Source organism: Chryseobacterium sp. MFBS3-17 (genome assembly GCF_020687745.1).
Classification (GTDB): Bacteria; Bacteroidota; Bacteroidia; order Flavobacteriales; family Weeksellaceae; genus Marnyiella.
This window is the reverse complement of sequence record NZ_JAJEWK010000011.1, coordinates 94,087-115,725: the sequence shown is the minus strand read 5'-3', so window position 1 is coordinate 115,725 and position 21,639 is coordinate 94,087. Positions and strand designations below refer to the sequence as shown.

Annotated in this window: 20 protein-coding genes and 1 tRNA gene; 8 read left to right on the top strand and 13 right to left on the bottom strand. The window is 45.3% G+C overall.

Annotation, left to right across the window (positions count from 1 at the left end; translation table 11 throughout):
- Window positions 1-32 precede the first annotated feature (32 nt).
- Entirely contained in the window at window positions 33-1,118 is a 1,086-nt protein-coding gene (locus LKO26_RS09790; protein WP_227587675.1) for an AI-2E family transporter, read from the top strand.
- 8 nt (window positions 1,119-1,126) lie between these two features.
- Window positions 1,127-1,441 (top strand): thioredoxin, encoded by a 315-nt coding sequence (trxA, locus tag LKO26_RS09785; RefSeq protein ID WP_227587674.1) that lies wholly within the window; start codon window positions 1,127-1,129, stop codon window positions 1,439-1,441.
- On the opposite strand, the gene LKO26_RS09780 is transcribed toward trxA, so the two are convergent.
- Entirely contained in the window at window positions 1,438-2,187 is a 750-nt protein-coding gene (locus LKO26_RS09780; RefSeq protein ID WP_227587673.1) for a nitrilase-related carbon-nitrogen hydrolase, read from the bottom strand. The genes trxA and LKO26_RS09780 overlap by 4 nt on opposite strands.
- A 161-nt stretch (window positions 2,188-2,348) precedes the next feature.
- Here LKO26_RS09780 and rseP point away from each other — a divergent pair, with 161 nt between their 5' ends.
- Both rseP and LKO26_RS09770 read left to right on the top strand, forming a co-directional pair.
- Window positions 2,349-3,848, top strand: a complete 1,500-nt coding sequence (gene rseP, locus LKO26_RS09775; protein ID WP_227587672.1) for an RIP metalloprotease RseP — start codon at window positions 2,349-2,351, stop codon at window positions 3,846-3,848.
- Between the two features lie 77 nt (window positions 3,849-3,925).
- Window positions 3,926-3,999 (top strand) — tRNA-Asn (locus tag LKO26_RS09770).
- 67 nt (window positions 4,000-4,066) lie between these two features.
- On the opposite strand, the gene LKO26_RS09765 is transcribed toward LKO26_RS09770, so the two are convergent.
- On the bottom strand, window positions 4,067-4,582 hold the full coding sequence (locus LKO26_RS09765) for a hypothetical protein (RefSeq protein ID WP_227587671.1): 516 nt from the start codon (window positions 4,580-4,582) through the stop codon (window positions 4,067-4,069).
- 307 nt (window positions 4,583-4,889) lie between these two features.
- Between LKO26_RS09765 and LKO26_RS09760 the strand changes: the two genes are divergently transcribed.
- Complete coding sequence (locus LKO26_RS09760) at window positions 4,890-5,573, top strand: DedA family protein (RefSeq protein ID WP_227587670.1); 684 nt, start codon at window positions 4,890-4,892, stop codon at window positions 5,571-5,573.
- Window positions 5,574-5,698: 125 nt separating this feature from the next.
- Complete coding sequence (locus LKO26_RS09755; RefSeq protein WP_227587669.1) at window positions 5,699-7,999, top strand: DUF5686 family protein; 2,301 nt, start codon at window positions 5,699-5,701, stop codon at window positions 7,997-7,999.
- Between the two features lie 158 nt (window positions 8,000-8,157).
- Here LKO26_RS09755 and rpmA read toward each other — a convergent pair whose 3' ends face one another.
- From rpmA to LKO26_RS09740, 3 genes are all read right to left on the bottom strand, one after another.
- Window positions 8,158-8,415, bottom strand: a complete 258-nt coding sequence (rpmA, locus tag LKO26_RS09750; RefSeq protein WP_227587668.1) for a 50S ribosomal protein L27 — start codon at window positions 8,413-8,415, stop codon at window positions 8,158-8,160.
- 22 nt (window positions 8,416-8,437) lie between these two features.
- The gene (gene rplU / locus LKO26_RS09745; RefSeq protein WP_227587667.1) at window positions 8,438-9,034 is read right to left on the bottom strand and encodes a 50S ribosomal protein L21; all 597 of its coding nucleotides are present in this window, start codon (window positions 9,032-9,034) and stop codon (window positions 8,438-8,440) included.
- Between the two features lie 122 nt (window positions 9,035-9,156).
- Window positions 9,157-10,377, bottom strand: coding sequence for an NAD(P)/FAD-dependent oxidoreductase (locus LKO26_RS09740; RefSeq protein ID WP_227587666.1), 1,221 nt, complete (start codon window positions 10,375-10,377; stop codon window positions 9,157-9,159).
- A gap of 75 nt (window positions 10,378-10,452) precedes the next feature.
- Here LKO26_RS09740 and LKO26_RS09735 point away from each other — a divergent pair, with 75 nt between their 5' ends.
- Together LKO26_RS09735 and thiL are read left to right on the top strand one after the other, a co-directional pair.
- A complete protein-coding gene (locus tag LKO26_RS09735; protein ID WP_227587665.1) occupies window positions 10,453-10,947 on the top strand; it encodes an acyl-CoA thioesterase in 495 nt (164 codons plus the stop codon).
- 27 nt (window positions 10,948-10,974) lie between these two features.
- Window positions 10,975-12,033 (top strand): thiamine-phosphate kinase, encoded by a 1,059-nt coding sequence (thiL, locus tag LKO26_RS09730; protein ID WP_227587664.1) that lies wholly within the window; start codon window positions 10,975-10,977, stop codon window positions 12,031-12,033.
- Window positions 12,034-12,067: 34 nt separating this feature from the next.
- Here the strand turns inward: thiL and LKO26_RS09725 are convergent, their stop codons facing one another.
- From LKO26_RS09725 to LKO26_RS09690, 8 genes are all read right to left on the bottom strand, one after another.
- Window positions 12,068-12,934 (bottom strand): UDP-2,3-diacylglucosamine diphosphatase, encoded by an 867-nt coding sequence (locus LKO26_RS09725; RefSeq protein WP_227587663.1) that lies wholly within the window; start codon window positions 12,932-12,934, stop codon window positions 12,068-12,070.
- 173 nt (window positions 12,935-13,107) lie between these two features.
- Window positions 13,108-13,554 (bottom strand): GatB/YqeY domain-containing protein, encoded by a 447-nt coding sequence (locus LKO26_RS09720; RefSeq protein ID WP_227587662.1) that lies wholly within the window; start codon window positions 13,552-13,554, stop codon window positions 13,108-13,110.
- An 82-nt stretch (window positions 13,555-13,636) separates the two neighbouring features.
- Window positions 13,637-15,487, bottom strand: a complete 1,851-nt coding sequence (ftsZ, locus tag LKO26_RS09715; RefSeq protein WP_227587661.1) for a cell division protein FtsZ — start codon at window positions 15,485-15,487, stop codon at window positions 13,637-13,639.
- A 39-nt stretch (window positions 15,488-15,526) separates the two neighbouring features.
- Window positions 15,527-16,891, bottom strand: a complete 1,365-nt coding sequence (ftsA, locus tag LKO26_RS09710; RefSeq protein ID WP_227587660.1) for a cell division protein FtsA — start codon at window positions 16,889-16,891, stop codon at window positions 15,527-15,529.
- A 41-nt stretch (window positions 16,892-16,932) separates the two neighbouring features.
- The gene (locus LKO26_RS09705; protein ID WP_227587659.1) at window positions 16,933-17,781 is read right to left on the bottom strand and encodes a cell division protein FtsQ/DivIB; all 849 of its coding nucleotides are present in this window, start codon (window positions 17,779-17,781) and stop codon (window positions 16,933-16,935) included.
- Entirely contained in the window at window positions 17,778-19,157 is a 1,380-nt protein-coding gene (gene murC / locus LKO26_RS09700; protein WP_227587658.1) for a UDP-N-acetylmuramate--L-alanine ligase, read from the bottom strand. The genes LKO26_RS09705 and murC overlap by 4 nt, the downstream gene beginning before the upstream one ends.
- Before the next feature lie 40 nt (window positions 19,158-19,197).
- A complete protein-coding gene (gene murG, locus LKO26_RS09695; protein ID WP_227587657.1) occupies window positions 19,198-20,334 on the bottom strand; it encodes an undecaprenyldiphospho-muramoylpentapeptide beta-N-acetylglucosaminyltransferase in 1,137 nt (378 codons plus the stop codon).
- A gap of 59 nt (window positions 20,335-20,393) precedes the next feature.
- Entirely contained in the window at window positions 20,394-21,629 is a 1,236-nt protein-coding gene (locus LKO26_RS09690; protein ID WP_227587656.1) for an FtsW/RodA/SpoVE family cell cycle protein, read from the bottom strand.
- Window positions 21,630-21,639: the final 10 nt, after the last annotated feature.

The following is a 21,639-nucleotide window of genomic DNA, read 5'->3' as shown; positions in this document are numbered from 1 at the left end:
AACACTGTTGCTCTTTTTAAACTCATCTGTTTATGCCGAATTCCAACTCACAAATAAGCCCGGTAAAAATCAAACAGGTTTTTCTGATCCTCATCATCACCGCACTCATCACACTGATTCTTGGGAATCTGGCCATGTTTATACCCTCTGTACTGGGAGCGCTCACCCTGTATATCGTGTGCAGGCAATTTAATTTTTATCTGCAGGAAATCCGCGAGTGGAAACCGGTCTGGGCTTCCCTGCTCATCATTCTGATTTGCCTGGTGGTTCTGGTAATTCCTGTTTATCTGATAGGCGATATGATTGTTCAGCGTCTGGGAGATTCCAAGGAATATATGGAGAAATTCAATATTTTTCTGGATAAAATCCATGATTTCATTTACGCAAAAACAAATTTTGATATTCTGAGTAAGGAAACGCTGGACAAAGTAAAAGATCAGGTTGCCAGCATTTCCACGTCTGCCCTGAGCGGGACATTCAATACACTTTCAGTGATATTATCCATGTTTTTCATGCTGTATTTCATGCTGGAAAAGCCCAGAACCTTTGAGCGACTTGTGGCTTCGGCAGCCCCTCTTAAGAAAGCCAACATCAACCTCATCGGACAGAAATTCAGAAAGCTTGTGATTGCCAATGCCGTAGGTATTCCGGTTGTGGCCGTGGGACAAGGTCTGGTGGCTTTGGTGGGTTATTATATCTTTGGTGCTCCGAGTCCCGTTTTACTCTTTGCGCTGACCGCGGTTACGTCCATGATTCCCATCATAGGCGGCGCCATTATTTTCGTGCCGGTAGGCATCTATATGGTGGCGGAAGGCGATACCAGTTCCGGCATCGGATTGCTGATCTATTGCCTTGTTGTCGTAGGACTTACCGATAATGTGCTGCGGTTTACCTTATTGAAAAAACTGGAGAATATCCATCCGCTGAATACCGTCTTCGGAATTATTATGGGAATGAAGCTGTTTGGCTTTATGGGCCTTATTTTCGGACCCATTCTGGTTTCCATGACCGTGCTGCTGCTGCAGGTTTACCGGGATGAATTTTCCATGGATGACACTCCACCCCTTAAACTACCTGATGACGATGAAGCCGAACAAAAAATTGATTTAACCATTTAAACATATCCATGTCACAGAAATTTCAGGAACTTATACAGTCTGACAGACCCGTTCTCATAGACTTCTTCGCCACGTGGTGCGGACCCTGCAAAGTGCAGTCCTCTGTACTGACCACGGTGAAAGATCACATAGGCGATATGGCCCGCATTGTGAAAATAGACGTAGACCAGTACCCGGCCATTGCTGCCCAATACGGCGTACGAGGTGTTCCTACGCTGGCGGTTTTCAAAAACGGCAGTCTGCTGTACAAGCAAAGCGGCGTCCATGATGTAAACACCCTGACCAGGCTGCTGACAGATTTTGCCAATGAAACTGAGGATTAATGAATGGTAAACTCGTCCCGGTCATCCAGGAATCTGAAATGACTCCGGAAATCGCTGAGTTTCTCCAAATCAAATTCAGCAGAGATGATATTTCCTTCTTTCCGGTGTATATCTGACCCGTCTGCAAAGCACACCCTGGAACTTTCCCGGTAGTAAAGATTATTGCCATCTGTTCCGATGCGGTTCAGCCCGAACACATAGGACAGATTTTCAATGGCGCGCGCTTTCAGAAGATGTTCCCAGGCGTCCGCACGCTTCTCCGGCCAGTTGGCCACATTCAGCATTACATCGTAATCGCCACGGTTACGGGAGAATACGGGGAAACGCAGATCGTAACATACCTGCAGTAAAATCCGGAAGCCCATATATTCTACCACAACCCTTTCCTGTCCTTTGCTGTACACCTGATCTTCGCCGGAAAAAGAAAAAAGATGGCGCTTGTCATAAAACTCAAAACGGCCATCGGGAAACACAAAGTACATCCGGTTTACAAAACGACCGCCGTCCTGCACCGATGCACTACCGCATACTGCCGCATTTTTACGGGCAGCAAATCCCTTCATCCACATCAGAGTTTCCTCATTTCGGTCGGCAATTGCTTCCGGTTCCATACAGAATCCCGTAGAGAACATTTCGGGCAGCAAGTACAAGTCTGCCGTTTCATGTAGAAAAGTGTCTTCTATTTTGCTAAAATTCCGGGCCTTATCTTTCCAGGCGATGTCCAGACTGATACCTGATATTTTCATATGCTCTATTTTTTATACCATTCATGCCAGAGCATCTGTTTCCGTTTAATGAGAACCGCTGATGCCTGCACTGAAATCTGACAAAACGTTCACGAATATCTACAGATTCCTTTTGGCATGCTTTTGATAATTAGTACATTTGCAAATTAATAAAAATTTTAATGGAATTAGCATTACAGATCTTTCAATTCATACTCAGCATTTCTATTTTAGTACTCCTCCACGAGTTAGGGCATTTTCTTCCCGCCCGCTGGTTCCGGACCCGAGCAGAGAAATTCTTCTTATTCTTTGACCCCTGGTTTTCACTTTTTTCCATGAAGAAAATCAACGGGAAATGGCAATATAAATTTTTGAGTAAAAACCTGCCCGATACCGAAACCATTACCGTGAACGGGGAAACCAAAGAAGTACCGGTAAACATTGACAATCTGCCGGACAGCGACTGGAGAAAACACCAGGAGAGCACCAAATACGGCATCGGATGGCTTCCGCTGGGAGGTTATGTGAAAATTGCCGGTATGGTGGATGAAAGTATGGATACCGAACAGCTGAAAAAGCCGGCACAACCGTGGGAATTCCGTAGCAAACCGGCCTGGCAGAGACTCATCATTATGCTGGGCGGAGTAACCGTCAATTTTTTCCTGGCATGGATCATCTATTCCTGCCTGAGCTTCTTTAACGGCGAAACCTATCGTGACCTGAATAAATTTGAAGACGGCATCGGGGTGATGGGTTCCGGCAAGAAAATGGGATTCCAGAACGGAGATAAAATTCTGAAAGTAGACGGCAAAGTAGTAGACCGCTACGAAACTGCCGCCCTGAATATCCTGTTCAGCAATGATGTTACCGTAGAAAGAGATGGCAAAGAAATCACTTTCCCGGTAAATGAAGAGGGCATTGCAGAAGTCATCCGCCAGCGTGAAGCCAAATTATACCTGGCTCCGCGTTTTGAAACGGTGGTAGAATCTGTACTACCAAACAGTGCTGCCGAAAAAGCAGGTCTTCAGAAAGGTGACCTGATTACGGGCATCAACGGTAAATCTACCCCGTATTTTGATGAACTGAGCGAAGAGCTCGATATGCAAAAAGGCAAAACAGTCACGCTGAATGTAGAACGCAGCCACATGACGCTGCAACTGGAAGCAACGGTAACAGACGATGGCAAACTGGGCTTTGCTTTTGATCCTGCGGCGTTGCAAAAAGCAGATCATAACGTGAGAGTGACCAAAGAATACAGTTTCCTGCAAGCCATACCGCGTGGATTTCAGAGAACCATTGAGGCGCTGACATCACAAGTAAAACAGTTCAGAATTATCTTCAATTCCAAGACTCAGGGGTACAAGAGTGTGGGTGGCCCCATTGCCATTGTAAAAATGATGCCGGTAGAGAAAAGTGAGTCCGGCAGCATGAGCATCAACTGGCCTGCATTCTGGAGTTTCACCGCCATGTTTTCGGTATGGCTGGCTTTCCTGAATCTGATTCCGATTCCGGGTCTGGACGGGGGACACGTGATGTTTACCTTGTGGGAAATCATTACCGGAAAGCCGGTTCCTCAGAAAATTCTGGAGAATGCCCAAATGATTGGGGTAATTTTCTTATTAGGATTAATGTTGTTAATCTTTGGTAATGACATCTTTAAGATATTCACGGGAAAAATTTAACAATTTTTCCCTCAAAATATTTTGGCGTAAATAAAAAAGTTTTTATATTTGCACACGCTTAACACAAATAGCAACATTCCTCTTTAGCTCAGTTGGTTAGAGCATCTGACTGTTAATCAGAGGGTCCTTGGTTCGAGCCCAAGAAGAGGAGCAAACCACCACAGAAATGTGGTGGTTTTTTTGTGGGATAAATCCTTGACAATTACGGTACGTGAGCCTTACAAATCTGTAAACTTATGTCTGACCTGTGTCTCAAAATCCCTGTTGGCATATAATGTCACAAAGTACAGCATAGATTTTGCGCCTGAAGAAGAAGACACGTTTGCTTCCGTAAGGCAGAATGTGGTGGTTTTTCCTTTGAAAATTTTAACCAGACCGCCCAGCGCATCTTTCTTCGCTTCCGGTCTTCCTGATTGCGTGGTGAGCTCCGTAAGGTATTCGTCATATAGTTCCTCACTCTTCATTCTCAGCATTACCCTGCGCACACCTGCACGACTGTATAAATAAGAAATAGTGGGTACATCATCATACGTATGATATTCATAGAAAGCCGATCCCATTTTATTATATCCCGGTTCTGCGCCTTTCACAAAAGACCAGCCCTTTTTCTTCAGATAAGAATCAACCTGACTCAAACTCTGCTGCCGGAGATTATACAGTTCATTCATTGTTAAATTTTGTGCAGATAATGCCACATACATTACCAAAGCACACAGTAAAGCAATTTTTTTCATTGTGTAGTTTTTTTTAAAATTATGAAATTAACGGTCCCGGACCCTCATTCACTTGCTGAATGAAAGTCACTATTTGTTCTTCAAGATACTGACATTTTCCTCAAACTACCAAATGCGCTGCTGACTGCCCCAGCCCGTACCGCACTACAAAAGCGATCATAACATCGTATTTGGCGGTTCTCAGCGCTTATCTTCCTCCGCATCCGGTTGCACATTAATGTCAAAAGTTAATTTTACATAAAATTTAGGCAGAAGTTCTGTTATGAAAATGGTTATCAGTATTTTTGCAGTTGTTTTTAATCAACTTATGGAATTTTTGCAATCCGTACTGGATTTCTTTTTAAATCTGGATCAGCACCTCTTTACCATGATTGTAGATTATGGGGTGTGGATCTACCTTATTTTATTTCTCATTATTTTTGTGGAAACCGGTCTGGTGGTCATGCCATTTTTGCCCGGAGACTCCCTGCTTTTTGCAGCCGGCACGTTCTGTGCAGGTGTGATAGGCAGTACCGGGGAAACGGCCAGTCTCAATCTGTGGCTCATTCTGGGATTGCTTACTGTAGCAGCCATCACCGGCGATTCACTCAATTATTACCTCGGCAAAAATCTTGGTCTGAAGATGCTGAACTGGAAATTCCGGGGCAACCGCCTGGTGAATCCGAAATACATAGAGCAGACTCAGGACTTTTATAAAAAAAACGGACCGAAAACCATCATCATTGCACGTTTTGTTCCCATCGTGCGCACCTTTGCCCCTTTCGTGGCCGGCATCGGATCCATGAATTACAGCACGTTCTTTCGCTTTAACATCATCGGCGGCATCATCTGGGTTTTCAGCCTTACCCTGCTGGGTTACTTTTTCGGGAACATCCCGATTGTGCAGGAGAATTTTGAAACCGTTATTTTCGGGATTATCGGGATTTCCATACTGCCAATGGTCTGGGAATTCATCAATGCTAAATTTATAAAAAAACAGGACAAAGCGTGATTAGCTAAGAAAAAACTCCTTTCCTGCGCTCCCCACATCCGGAAACAGGCCACCCTGCTGCCGAATCACTTACTTTAGCACAGTTATTGCAAAGTGAAATCAGATTTTATAGAACCCAGGCTTACGTGAACAATATATTTCTACCAAAATTTTTTCTGATTTTGCTGCTGCTTACCGGCAGCTGGATTGCCGCACAGACAGAACGGGAAAAAGAACTGGAAGAAGTGGTGGTCACCAAAGTAACCAGGCGCTACAAAAATAAAAAAGAAAATCCGGCGTACGCCATTATGCAGGAAGTCTGGAAGCGCAAACGCAATAATGGTTTACATAAATACAAAACTTACTCCTTCCGGGAATACGAAAAAATTCAGTTTGATGCGGCCAATTTAGACAGTGCTTTTATGAACCGTAAGGTTTTTAAAAAGCTGGATTTCATATTTGATTATGCAGATTCTGCTGCCAATGGTGCGCTGGCGCTGCCCATATTTCTGAACGAAGCGGTTTACGAAAATATAGGCCGCAATGAACCTTCGGTCCGCAAAAAGCGCACCCTTACCGCGCAGAAAACTTCCGGATTCGAGGACAATCAGATTGTCACCCTTACTGCCAAAAATCTGTACAAGGAAATTGATATTTACGATAACACCATCAATTATTTCGATATCGGATTTCAGAGCCCCGTCTCGCGGGACGGCTTTAGTACCTACCATTACGAACTTACTGATACCTTGCAGGTAAACGGCCAGGAGGTGTACCAGATCCGGTATCAGCCAAAACGTGCGGATGTCCTTGCATTTCAGGGTCAGTTGTATATTTCCACAGACCATTATGCCGTGGTACAGGCTACCCTGCGCTCTACCAGAAAAATGAGCGTGAATTTTGTGAATGGAATTTTCACCGAACTGGAATACGATAATCCGGATGAAGAGACGTTCCTGCCGAAGAAATACCGCACTACGCTGGACCTCTCGCCATTCTCCAAAGGTAAAAACGCCAAAAGCCTCACTGCCACCCGAAGCGTGGACTACACAGATTATACCTTTGAAATCCCCCTGAGCGAAGATGATTTTAAAGTAAAGGAAAGCGAGCTCACCACAGCGGTCCTGAAGAAAGATGATTCCTACTGGCAAGCCGCCCGTACAGACTCGCTGAACCAAACTGAGCAGGGCATTTATGAAATGCTGGAAAAACTGGAAGAAACCCCGAGATTTCAGCGCATTGTAAAGGCATATGAAACCTTCGCTTCCGGATATTACAATGTAGGAAATGCCATAGACATTGGAAATATTTATTCGGTTTATGGCTTTAATGAAGTAGAAGGGCACCGCATCCGGCTGGGAGGGCGCACGTATTTTTCTCAGAATGACGACTGGCGGCTGCAGGGATACGGAGCCTATGGATTTCGCGACCGGCAGTTTAAATACGGAGTAGAAGGCAAGTATATGTTCAATAAGGTAAACCGTTTCACGCTGGGCGCAGGCACCCGCAGGGACATTATGCAGCTGGGCGTGCAACTCACCACTGATGACGGCATTATGTCCAGGAGTTTTGCCTCGTCATCCGTTTTCGGCAGGGGCGAAAATGCCTCGCTGAGTTCGGTAAACCAGACCAATGTTTTTGCTGCTGTTGACCCTTTCAAAAACTTCACCATCCGGGCGGACGGAACCCTGCAAAGCATCAAATCTGCCAACGAAGAAGGCTTTAACCTGTATTATCATGATACGGAAGGGAACCTGCGCAAAACGGTAAACGACAGCCATCTGACACTGAGTCTGATTGCCAGACCGGGCGCCAAATATTCTCAGACCGGTGTAGACCGTTATGAGCACAGCACGCTGGCCCCCACCCTGGTTCTGAAATATACCCGCGGACTGAAAAATCTTTTTAATGCGGACTATGGTTATAACAAATTACAGTTCATGTTTTACAAACCCATGCTGATTGGCAGCTGGGGCAAATCTTTCCTCAATGTGGAAGCCGGTAAAAACTTTGATCCTGTGCCGCTGGCGTTGCAGAACGTGATACCCGGCAACCAGTCATACAGCTTGGCTCCGAATACATTTTCACAGCTCAATTACTATGAATTTGTGGCAGATTCGTATGCTACGGGACATCTGGAACACCATTTCAACGGGAAAATTTTTTCCTTTATTCCATTAATCAAAAAACTGAAACTTCGTGAAGTGGCCTTTATCCGTGCGGCTTACGGCACACTAAGCGAGGAATCCAAAATGATCAATACAGAAGGTTTCAAATACGCTGCCCCGGACAGAAACATCTATTACGAGTACGGATTCGGGATTGAGAATATTGGGTTCGGAAACCTCAGGATATTCCGTGTAGATTTCAACTGGCGCGGCAACTACCTTCAGAATCCGGATGCTTCACGGTTTGGCGTCAAAGCCGGTTTCCAGTTCTTTTATTGATTCAGTATTTTTCAGAATAACCGTCAGCACGCGGAATTCCAAACACTGCTTACCGGTGCAATAAAATAGCTATTTTTAACGCTTAAACCTTAATTGAAATGACCAAAAAAAAATAATCCCGGCACGGTGCCGGGATTATGAATTGTATGCGTAAATTCTTATGCGTTTGATTCTACAGATACGAAAGATCTGTTATTGGCTTTCTTTCTGAAAACTACTTTACCATCTACAAGAGCAAAAAGTGTATGGTCTTTCCCCATACCTACGTTATCACCAGGGTGGTGTTGCGTACCTCTTTGTCTTACAATAATGTTTCCTGCAATAGCCTCTTGTCCACCGAAAATCTTCACTCCAAGTCTCTTGGAATGTGATTCTCTACCGTTTTTGGAGCTACCAACTCCTTTTTTGTGTGCCATTTTATTTTTGGATTTTTATTGATTAATTTTTTGCTGCAAATTTTTCCAGATTTTTTTCAATCAGTGCATCTACCTGCTCATGCGTAAGCACTGCGTCTCCAGACTCTTCCTTCAATTCTTTACCTAAAGAAACCAGAAGTGCTCTGTTGTCTTTGGACTGAGAAAGGTTGAATTTTTTCAGTTTGTAGTTCAGTTCATGATCTTCACCGAAGTTTACGGTAGCAGCGTCACCTTTTACAGCAGCCGTTTTCTCTGTCTTCGCCGCTTTAGGCTCAGCAGTTTCTTTCTTTGCTGTTTTCTTCGCACCGTCAAAACCAGTAATACCGGTAATCACAATCTGAGTAAGGGATTGTCTGTGTCCATTTTTTACGGCGTATCCTTTTCTTCTTTTCTTTTTGAAGACGATTACTTTATCCGCTTTCAGATGATCCACGATTTCAGCATCTACGGTGATGCCGCTTACAGCCGGGGCGCCCACTGTTGTAGAACCGTTTACGGTAAGAAGAACTTTGTCAAAAGTAACTTTGTCTCCTTTCTCCCCGCTCAGACGGTTTACAAACAATTTCTGGTCTTGCTCAACTTTGTATTGAAGCCCTGCTATTTCTACAATTGCAAACATTGTTTATAAATTTTAGGTTGTTAACTATTTATTTGAGTGTGCAAAAGTAATCATTTTTTCTGAATAATAATGTACCGCACAAAAAATTTTGACTGTAAACGTGTGATTTAGCAAAATTTTATTTACCAGACATCCGTTTTTTCATTTAAATCCTGAGCAATCAGCCAGGCTTCACTCCAGCAGGCCTGAAAATTAAACCCGCCCGTCACGGCGTCTATATTCAGAACTTCGCCGGCTACATATACATTCGGGAGCAGTTTAGAACTCATATTCTTAAAGTTGATTTCCTTCAGTTCCACGCCGCCTGCCGTTACAAACTCATCCTTAAAAGTAGATTTGCCGGTAATCTGCATTTTGTTCTGGCACAAGAAATTAACAATCATCTGAATCTCTGTGGCAGAAAGATTGGCCATCTGTTTTTCGGGATTGATTTGCTGAACTTTCAGCAGCTGCTGCCAGAACCGGGAGGTTACCTCAAAAATCTTTGCCGCTCCCACCGTTTTTTTCGGATGATCTTGCTTATAATCCATCAGCATTTCTTCTGCATCACTCCGGGGAATGCCTGCAAAATTTACCACCAGTTCTGTGCGGTACTGCAGGGCGGCAAGTTCACGTGCTTTCCATGCAGAAATCTTCAGCACTGCCGGTCCGGAGAGTCCCCAGTGGGTAATGAGCAGTGGGCCGCTTTCTTCTGTTTTCAGTGCGGGTATAGACAGTTCAGCGTTTGGAAAACTGGTTCCGGGCAGATCTTTCAGCAAATCATGCTTAATGTTAAACGTAAACAGGGAAGGCACCGGTTCTACAATCTGATGCCCCAGCCCTGCAATCATCTTCAGGGATTTGGGCGAGCTGCCGGTACAATAAATCAGATCATCTGCTTCAAAAGTTTCATCAGCGGTCTTTACAAGATACTGCGTTCCCTGTGGTATAATGGCCGTGACCACCGAGCGGGTACATATTTCAAAACCTTTTTCTGTCACAGCATTCACCAGCGCATTGATGATGCTTTGGGACGAATCCGAAACCGGAAAAACCCGGTTGTCAGCCTCCACCTTCAGTTCCACACCCCGAGTGCTGAACCATTCCATGGTATCTCCAGGCTGAAATTTATGGAAAACACTGCGCAATTCTTTCTGTCCCCGCGGATAAAAACCGGTGAGCTCTGCCGGATCAAAGCAGGCGTGCGTTACATTGCACCGCCCGCCACCGGAAATTTTCACTTTCTGAAGTACGTCCGAATTCTGTTCCAGGATTTTCACCCGGAACAGTCTTTCGTCCAGATTGGCTGCGCAGAAAAAGCCTGCGGCTCCCCCGCCGATGATGATGACTGATTTCTTATCCATTACTGCCAGCAAAAATACAATTTTTCTACCCCATGATTAATGCGTAAATTTGACCCTTCAAAAAATATCAAAAATATGTCTGTTTACCATCATAAATTTGAAGTTCGCTGGAGCGATATTGATGCGAACCGCCACCTGGCCAATTCTACGTATGTAGAGTACTGTGCGCAGACCCGCATGTCTTTTATGGCTAAAAATAAAATGGGGCTGAAAGAACTGAACCGCTGGGGCATCGGGCCCGTAATCCTGCACGAACGATTTTCCTTCTTCAAGGAGATCTATATGGATCAGGAAGTATATGTAAGCCTGGAAATAGACGGTTTTTCTGAAGACGGAAGCATCTATCGTTTCCTTCATAAATTTTACCTGCCAGACGGGACGCACTGTGCTACCGCAGAAGCTTTCGGCGTGTGGATAGACATGATGCTTCGCAAATCTACCACCCCGCCGGATGATATTCTGGAAGTACTGATCAAATTTAAATCTGAAAATCACCGTACCTTCACCAGAGAAGACATCAAGGCACTGCCATTCCGGCCAGAGAATATTGATCCCTCTTTTCTGAAGTAACCCGAACCCTTTACCAAATTCACTGCCATGCTTGAAGAAAAAAACCCACAAAGAACCCCGATTGCTACCCTGGGCGAATTCGGACTCATCAAACACCTTACCGAAAAATTTAGTTTTAATAAAGAAAACACGATGATTGCCATTGGTGATGATGCTGCCGTAATCCACCCGCAAGGCCGCAAGGTGGTCATCAGCACAGATATTCTGGCAGAAGGCATACATTTCAATCTGGGTTATGTCCCGCTGAAGCATCTGGGTTATAAAGCGGTGGTGGTCAATCTGAGCGATATTGCCGCCATGAATGCCACTCCCACGCAAATTCTGGTTTCTGTAGCGGTATCTAACCGCTTTCCGGTAGAAGCACTGGAGGAGATCTACGAAGGTGTAGCGCTGGCTTGTCAGCGGTATAATGTGGATCTCGTAGGGGGTGACACGACCAGCTCCAATGCAGGTCTTATTCTGAGTATCACCGCTATTGGTATGGAAACGGAGGATAAAATAGTCAAAAGAAGCACCGCACAGCCCAATGATTTACTGGTGGTTTCCGGAGATCTGGGCGGCGCCTATCTGGGACTTCAGATTCTGGAGAGAGAACATGCGGTTTTTCTGGCCAATCCTGATATGCAACCGGAAATGGACGGTTATGATTATTTGCTGGAAAGACAACTGAAACCCGAAGCACGCACGGATGTCCGCAGTATTCTGGCAGAACTGGACATACAGCCCACTTCCATGATTGACATTTCTGACGGGCTTGCATCAGAGATTCTGCATCTTTCTGATCAGTCTGGTGTAGGTTTCCGCCTGTATGAGGAGAAGATCCCGCTGGATACCCTTACCATTACCACAGCCGATGAATTTAACCTGAATCCTGCGGTTTGCGCCCTGAATGGTGGTGAGGATTATGAATTGCTGTTCACCATAGCGTCCGGCGATTATGATAAAATTAAAAATCATCCGGATTTCACCATTATCGGTCACGCCACAGAACAGGAGGACGGGAATTACATGGTACTGAGGGGAAGCAACGAATTGTCCCGGATTACCGCACAGGGTTGGGATGCCTTACTGAATCCTGACGACTGAGCACCCGGCTGATTCCGGGGGATTTACAGGGGAATCAGGACTGGGTTCCGGAGAAATTTCCGGCAGAAAAAGCGGAAAAACTGGTGGGGCTGATGAGCTCTTCCAGATTCACAGCTGTATTGTACGCTTCTATTTCCGGTTGCTGATAGTTTTCTTTGTCAAAGAAGCAAAGCTGCCATTCACCATTCTGATACTCCAGCCACGAGAGATTTTCGATCCAGTCGCCCGAGTTCAGATAGCGGGTTTTTCCTTGCTGCGTGACCACTTCCCGGTCTACAGGCATATGAATATGGCCACAAATGACGAAGTCATAGCCATGATCAATGGCCAGTTCGATGGCTTTTTCTTCAAAATCGGCAATGAATTTTACCGCCTTCTTTACGGAATTCTTTATCCTTTTGGATAGTGAAACCTTCTGCTTCCCGAAGGACTCCAGAATCCGGTTGATTCCCCGGTTCAGCAGGATGAGCCAGTCATAACCAATCCCTCCGATTCTGGCAATAACTCTGGCACCGCCTTTGGTGGTATGATCAAAGATGTCGCCATGGAAAATCCAGTGCTTTTTGCCATCAATTTCCAGCAAATATTTATCGGTAAGGAAGAGATTGCCCATGGTAAGATCAGAATATTTCCGTAGAAACTCGTCATGATTGCCGGTGATGTAGATGATTTTGGTGCCCTGCTTCATCATCCGGAAAAACTCACTAAGCACTGCCATATGGGCATTAGGAAAATATTTTTTAGAGAAAGCCCAGCCGTCTATAATATCACCGTTCAGAATAAGAAGCCGGGGATTGATACTTTTCAGAAAGGCGACCAGTTCCCGGGCATGGCATCCATAGGTACCCAGGTGAATATCTGAAAGGACTACAATTTCAGTATTGCGCTTCTCCAAAATCATTTTTCAAAGTTAAAAGAGAATGCTGAGCTTGCTGTTAACCAAAGGTTAATTTTTCATTTGCTGAAGCACAAGCCATAAAAAACCCGAAGCACGGGGCTCCGGGTTCCAATCAAATCGATATGCAAAGGTTGTATATCCTTACTAATGTGCAGGTAAGAACCTGCGCAATGAAATTATGAAAGTAATTTTTTCACCATTTCGGAGATGCTTTTACCGTCGGATTTGCCGGCAAGAGCTTTGGATGCCACACCCATCACTTTGCCCAGATCCTTCAGGGATTCGGCACCTGTTTCGGAAATAATTCCGGAAATTTCCGTTTCCAGTTCTTCTGCAGTCAGTTGTTTGGGCAGAAATTTTTCTATGACCTGCATCTGAGCGGTTTCTACTTCGGCCAGATCTGCACGACCCTGAGCCGTAAACTGATCATAAGAATCTTTACGCTGTTTGATCATGCGCTGCAAGATGGCAATCTCCTGCTCCGGGGTCACTTCTGCACCTCTGGCTTCGGTTTTCAGCAGCATAATCTGGGCTTTCACGGCACGCAGTGAATCCAGCGCCACTTTATCTTTTTCCCGCATTGCGGTTTTAATTGCTTCGGTAATGGTATTTTCTAAACTCATTTTTTAGCTGATTTTTGGAAATCGCCGGAATCTTCTGACCCTCATGGCAAGCCACGATCCCGGGGATTTCATGATGTACTGATTAATCTACGTCCTTATTCAGGAAGCGGTTTTCCCGCACCTGCATCTGCCCGTCATTATTTTCGGAAAGATAGGTCCGTACCTGCTGCTGAGACGCATTATGCCCTTCTACGGCAATGTTTTTTCTTTTGAAAGCAGGCACGGTTTCAAAATCACTTTCCTGATCCACCACCTGGTATCTGGAGTTGAATTCTTTCAGTTTATTTCTTCTTTCAAAAACTTTATCCTCATCCACTTTTTTACTGATGAATACCAACTCATCTTCTGTAGTTTCTACTACCTCTCCGGGAGCTTCCACAATGTTGGTTACGGGTGATTCTGTTTTCAGCACTTCTGTTTTCTGAACCGTTTCGGGTTTCACTATTTCCGCAGGCTTGCTGACTTCAGCTACGGGTTCATGAATCGGTTCGTTTACGAAAAAACTGAATTCCATGGGGCTCTCATCAGAAAAAGACGAGACTTCCTTCGCCTGTGTTTCTTCAGGTTGTTTCTGCGTCTGCTGCGGCCGGTCTTCGGTTTCAAAGGTAAACGACTGTGCCTGCAGATCACTGGCATCACTGCTTTCCTCATCAAAAGAAAACAGATCCAGTTCCTGAACATCTTCCTGAACGGAAGGTTGCTCCTTATCTACTACGCGGAACGTCACCGGTTCTTCAGCAGCAGTTGCTCTGGGGGAATGATCCGGCTCATCGGTTTCGTCATCTTCTGCATCCAGCGTAAACAGACCGGTGGCACCCAGAGACGCCTGTGGTTCTGTTCTGACTTCGGTTTTGGTATCAAAAGGGGATGGCTTCGCTGTCTTTTCTGTATAATCTTCCAGGTTGATTTTGATTTTCTCTACCTGTCCGGTATTTTTACGGTTATCTTTGGCGAAACCGGTGGCAATCACCAGCACTTTTATAGCATCTCCCAGTTCATCATCGGTACCTACCCCAAAGATAATATTGGCGGTATTTCCGGCTTCACTCTGGATATAGTCATTAATGAGACCTATCTCATCCATAGTAGCCTCGGCAGCCTCATTGCTTCCACTCTGAATAAGCAGCAAGACATCTTTGGCACCGGTAATTTTATTGTCATTCAGCAGCGGGGAATCCAGCGCTTTTTTCACGGCTTCTTCGGCTCTCTTTTCGCCGGTAGCCACGCCGGTAGACATGAGTGCCGTACCGGAATTCTGCAGTACAGATTTCGCATCCCTGAAGTCTATGTTAATGGTAAAAGGTGCTGTAATGACTTCGGCCATACCTTTGGCTGCATTGGTCAGTACCTCATCTGCCTTAGAGAACCCTTGCTTGAAGCCCAGGTTACCGAACTGCTGACGCAGTTTATCGTTATTGATGACAATAAGGGAATCTACATTATCCCGCAGTTTATCCAGTCCGGTATCTGCCTGATCCAGACGTCTTCTGCCCTCGAAGCTGAACGGAACGGTTACAATACCTACGGTAAGGATTCCCATTTCCTTGGCAATTTTGGCAATCACAGGTGCTGCACCAGTTCCGGTACCCCCACCCATTCCGGCAGTAATGAAAACCATCTTGGTGTTTTGTCCCAGGGCTGCTTTGATGTCATCTATACTTTCTATGGCTGCTTTTTCTCCTACTTCGGGATCTGCACCTGCGCCCAGTCCTTCGGTAATGGTTAACCCGAGCTGTACTTTATTGGAAACCGGATTATTATCCAGTGTCTGGGCATCTGTGTTACAAATGATGAAGTCTACCCCATGAATTCCTTTTTCGTACATGTGCATCAGTGCATTATTACCGCCGCCACCTACGCCTATAACTTTTATGATTGATGAATTTCCCTTTGGCAAATCAAATGAAAACCCGTGTGTGCTGTTGTTTTCCATATCTCTTGAATATTTATTTAGTTATATACTGCGGAAGCGTTACTCTACTTCCTCGAAGAATCTTTTTACCTGGTTCATCAGTTTTTCGCCCAGGGTCAGTTTTACCTTTTTTGGTTCCTCGGTCGCGACCTCTTCCGGAATTTCTTCGCCACGGAATCCATCGCCATCGGAGGCAGACGTTTCTTTAACTTCACTTTTCTGTTCCCGCTGCACCGGTTCGTGCTCCGGCATTTCCTTGCGGTCCCGGATTTTCAGACTTTCCATCAGCAATCCTATGGAAGTGGCATATTCCGGTCCTTTAAGGTGCTGGCTTTTATCATTCACCACATATTCATTGGCAAAGCCGATGCGGCTGTCAAATCCTGTACTGTAATTGGCCAGCTGTCTCAGGTTCTTCAGGTTAGACCCGCCACCGGTAAGCACAATACCCCCAATCAGTTTCTTTTTTTCTTCGAAGGCGCCATAGGCCTTCAGTTCTACATTAACCATTTCCAGAATTTCTTCTACTCTGGCCCCAATGATTTCTGCCAGCGTACGCAGCGAAATTTCCTTATCTGCCCTGCCATGAAGCCCGGGAATGGTGACATAGGTACTTTCTTTTTCCATATCGGGCAGTGCAGAACCAAATTTTACCTTCAGTTGCTCTGCATATTTTTCTATGATGGAACACCCTTCCTTGATGTCATCTGTAATAATGCCACCGCCGTACGGAATGACGCAGGTGTGGCGGATAATATTGTCCTTAAAGATGGCAATATCTGTGGTGCCACCACCGATGTCTATAATGGCTACGCCGGCTTCCTTCTCGTCTTTGGCCAATACAGCTTCTGCCGAGGCCAGCGGTTCCAGAGTAAGGGATTCCATTTCCAGACCGGCCTCTTTCACGCATCTTACAATATTCTTAATACTCCCCATCTGACCGACCACTACGTGAAAATTAGCCTCCAGTCTTTTGCCGTGCATCCCGATGGGTTCATGGATGTCTCCCTGGCTGTCTACTTTAAATTCCTGTGGCAGGACATGAATAATTTCTTCGCCCGGCATCATGACCAGCTTTTTCACCTGTTCTTTCAAAGCTTCAATGTCTTCCTCGCCGATGACCAGATCCGGGTTTTCCCGCATAATGTAATCCGAATGCTGCAGAGACCGGATGTGCTTACCCGCTATGCCCACTGTTACTTTTCTGATTTCTACACCGGCGCTGGCCTGTGCCTCTGCCACCGCTGCCTTTATAGAATTGATGGTTTGTGAAATATTATTCACGATGCCCTTGTGCACGCCGAGGCTCTTGGCTTTGCCCACTCCCAGAACTTCAATTTTTCCGTGAGTGTTCCGGCGGCCTACAATCGCTACAATTTTGGTTGTACCGATGTCCAGTCCTACTGAATACTCTTGATTTTCCATTTGTATATTGATTTGATTTTGTTTTATCTCTTTTTTTTCATTCACTGTGACGCCCGTGCAGGCATTGCGGCCTGTCTTCCTGCTGCTTCCCGGCGTTCCAGCAGTTCCGGTATTTTGGCCAGTTCCTTTCTGCCTACTGCCAGAATACTGTCATTCTCCGGAAATCGGGGATTCAGCGTTGTGACCACCTGATTGTCATACTTCACGGATATCTTATTGTACTTCTCCGGATTCTGATATATCAGATATTTTTTGACAAAAGTTTTAAAGCCTTTCACCTTGAAGTCGATATTCTCTAATGAGCCAATCTCCACTTTATAAAATCCATCATTGGTAAGGAGATTATAATCCCCTTTTTCCTTCACGATTCCTATAAAATATTTATTGCTGAAATCGTCTTTCTTTATTTTATCTACCAGTTCAGCCAGTTTTCTGTATTCGCCCCGCTTTACATCTCCCTGGACCAGCATTACCGGATGCGAGTAAATTCTGGATACGGGGAACTCCACGCCTTTATGGTCCACATAAAAATCTTCTCCGTTTTTACTGAGCCGGAAAGCAGGAACCCGTTGCAGGATGTCAATATTCAGGTCTCCATTCAGATTCAGATACACGTTTGCACTGTCTACAGACGGAAAATTTTTCACTTCCTTTTCCAGATACGGAATATCCACATCTCCTACTTTTCCTGAAGTATTTTTACTGCGGATAAAATCTTTCACATTTTTTTCATCTATAAAATACACTTTATCCTTGCCCTTCTGCTCTATAAGGTTCACCGTAATGACATCTACCGGGGCATTGTTGAATCTCTTCAAGGAAAAACTCAGCAGACACCCGAAAATAATGACGGTGACCAATATTTTTAATATTCTGAATTTATTCTTCATGCCTGCTCATTCATAGATATCATTTCGCCGGAAAGCCAGTCCACAATCCCATCATACAGGGTATCTATATTGCCGGCTCCTACGGTAAGTAAAACATCAAAATCTTTTTCTCTGATTCTGGAAAAAGCATCGCCCAAAGAGGAAACCTCCTTTTTCCCGGTCTCTATCTGATTCAGCAGCCAGTCCGAGGTGATTCCCGGATAGTTCTCCTGAAGTTCGCGCGCCGGATAAATATCCAGCAGAATCAGTTCATCTGCCGCACTGAGGCTGCGTGCAAAACCAGCCGCAAAATCACGGGTCCGGCTGAACAGATGCGGCTGAAACGCCACCACCAGTTTTTTGCCGGGGTAAAACGTTCTGATGGATCCAATGACCGCATCCAGTTCCGTAGGATGATGGGCATAGTCATCAATATATACTTTACCACTCTCAAAACTGTGAATGGTGTACCTTCTTTTTATTCCCTGAAAACCGGCAATTCCCTTCTGTAGCGTTTCAAAATCCACTCCGTGGCGATGCAGCAAAGCGATGGATGCCGTGGCATTTTCTACGTTGTGAATGCCGGGCGTATGCCAGGAAAAAGGGATCACCTCATCTCCGTTATGGAAATCAAAATGCATCATCCCATCTTCCACTCGCAAGTGGTCTGAATAATAATCTGCTTTCTCATTTACCGCATAGGTGACGCATTTGCGACCTACCTCTATTCCTTTTCTTACAAACAATTGCCGGTCCTCCGGTACCAGGTCTGCAAAATCCTGAAATCCTTTCTGAATGGTTGCCGGATCCCCATAAATATCCAGGTGATCTGCATCTGTAGAGGTAATCACCGCCCAGTCCGGGGATAAGTTCAGGAAACTGCGGTCATACTCATCTGCTTCTACCACAGAAATATCGCTCCCGTTAAACAGGAAATTAGATTTAAAATTTTCTGCTATACCGCCCAGAAAACACGAAAACGGCAATTGTGCCACGTGGCACAGATGTGCTACAAGGGATGACGTGGTGGTTTTTCCGTGCGTTCCTGCTATGGCAATGCATTCTGTATTCCGGGTAATCAGACCCAGAACTTTTGCCCGTTTCATCACCTCGAACCCCTGCTCTGTGAAATAGTCCAGAATATGAAGCTGCTTGATGGCCGGGGTATAAATAACCAGGGTTTCTTCTGGCTTCAGAGCGGCTATTTTAGGATTAATGGTATCTTCAAAAACAATATCTATCCCTTCCGAAACCAGCGCTTCGGTCAGTTTGGTCACGGTTTTATCGTAGCCCAGCACATTTTTTCCGCTTGCATGGAAGTATCTGGCCAGCGCACTCATCCCGATGCCGCCAATTCCCACGAAGTAGAAGTTTTGATATTTTCCTGAATTTTCCATTGTATTTCCACAACCATTATGCTGCTTTTTCTGCAACCGGTTAATCTTTCTTTATTTGTTTTAAAATTTCATCCACAATCATTTCAGTAGCCTTTGGCCGCGCAAACTGCCGAAGACTGGCAGACATTTCTTCCCTCAGCGATTCACTTTCACAGATTCCGGAGAGTACGTCCCAGAATTTTTCCTGCATTTCTGAATCCTTCACCATTTTTGCTGCGTGCTGATCTACCAGCGTCTGTGCATTCTGCGTTTGATGATCCTCTGCCGCAAAGGGAAAAGGTACCAGCAATACCGGTTTCTGTGCCACTGCCAGTTCAGAAATTGCGATGGCACCGGCGCGGGACACAATTACATCTGCTGCAGAATAAGCCAGTTCCATATTTTTAATAAACTCCATAATCTGCAGATTGCGGTGCTGGCGGTTTTCGGTTTCCCGCAGGATGCTCCGGTAATCTGTTTTGCCGGTTTGCCAGATCAGCTGATAATCTGCAGCAATGACCTGATCCAAATGGGCAATCCAGCCCTGATTCAGTGTACGGGATCCCAGTGATCCCCCTACCGAAAGAATGGTTAGTTTATCCGGATCCAGTCCCATTTGTTCCCTGGCAGACTTACGGGTGGTCATCTCCTCTGTGATGCTCTGGCGGATAGGGTTACCCAGAAATACGGTTTTCGTATTCCGGAAAAAATGCTCCATACCCGGATAGGCCGTAAAAACTGCCACAGCCCTGGCCGAGTTGATCATATTGGTTTTTCCGGGAAGTGAATTCTGCTCCTGTATAAAAGTGGGAATCCCATTTTTTGCGGCGATATACAATGCAGGGCCGCTGGCAAATCCACCGGTTCCTACGGCAAAGTCCGGACGGAATTCTTTAATAATCTTTTTAGCTTTCAGAAGACTTGAAATCAGTTTGAAGGGAAGTCCTATATTCTTCAAAAGATTTCCCCGGTCAAATCCGGCAATATTCAGTCCCACAATTTTATAACCGGCCTGCGGAACTTTCTCCATTTCCATTTTTCCCTCGGCGCCTATGAACAGAAACTCTGCATCCGGAAATCTGCGGCGTATCTCGTCTGCAATAGCCACCGCCGGATAGATGTGACCACCGGTCCCGCCGCCGCTCATCAGCACGCGAAGCTTACGGTGATTTCCTGTATGTAGATTCTGACTGTTCATTTATTTCTGTTCTGATTTACTCCGTTTATCCAGATTACTTGTACTGATCATATGCTGTTTTACGCAATATCATTAATTTCCTCTATGCTCTGTTTTTTGCCCAATCCTTCTTCATCATACACCTGAATACGTGAACTTACATTCAGTACCAGACCCAGCTGGGCGTAGGTGACCAGCATGGACGTCCCCCCGTAGCTGATGAGCGGCAGTGGCTGACCCGTGACCGGAATCAGATTGACGGCCACCGCAATATTAACAGTCAGCTGCACAAAAATCATAATGCCCATGGCGAGAACCAGCAAGGTTCCGAAAAATGCGGGCATTTTACTGGCAATCATGACGATGCGGATAATCATAATCATATACAGTGCTATGAGCACCAAAGCACCGCCAAAGCCGTATTCTTCTACAATGATGGCAAAAATAAAATCTGATGCAGACTGGGGAAGCATTTGTTTCAGTGCGCTTTTCCCCGGTCCCATACCCGAAATACCACCATGCACAATCGCCGCTTTGGCCTGCATTACCTGGTAATTTTTGGCTTTATCTGCCTCGGTTTCTATCTGGTTATCCTTCTTGTTATCAAAAAACACTTCTACCCGGCTCATCCAGGTATGCACCCGGTTATTCTGAATCAGTGTGGTATTGAGCGCAATCAGGATCAGCGCAACAATGGCTACTCCGGAAATCCCGATAAAGCCGGCCACATACCTCCAGTTCAGTTGCCCTACAATCAGCACCGCAATAGAAACAATGAGAATCATCAATGCTGTAGAGCCGTTATCCTTGGCTACCAGTCCGAAAACCAGCAGAATAGGCACGAAAATATAAAAGATATTTTCCAGTGCCAGCCTTTCGCGGTTAATGCGTTTGGTAAGGTATCTGCAGAGGTAAATAATAAGTGACAAATAAGCTACAGACGATGGTTGAAAACTGAACGGCGTACCGGGAATGGTGAGCCATCTGGATGCACTGGCACCGTCTATGGTGGTACCGGAAAACATGGTAACCAGCAGCAGTACCACGGAAATCCCCAGCATGATGGTGCTTAGTTTTCCGATGTGTTCATATTTCACAAACCCTACAGCGCGCATGAGCCCAAGTCCGAACACCACGAAGAATACATGCTTCAGCAAGTGACTGGTGGTGGTTCCGTTATTTACGATATACTCCAGGTTAGAACTTGCAGAATATACCGGAAATACAGAGAATACGGAAATCAGAATGATGACCGCCCAAAGCACTTTATCGCCCTTCAGATATTCTATTTTCGTTTCTGTCTGGTTCGTTTTCATCTTACATTCT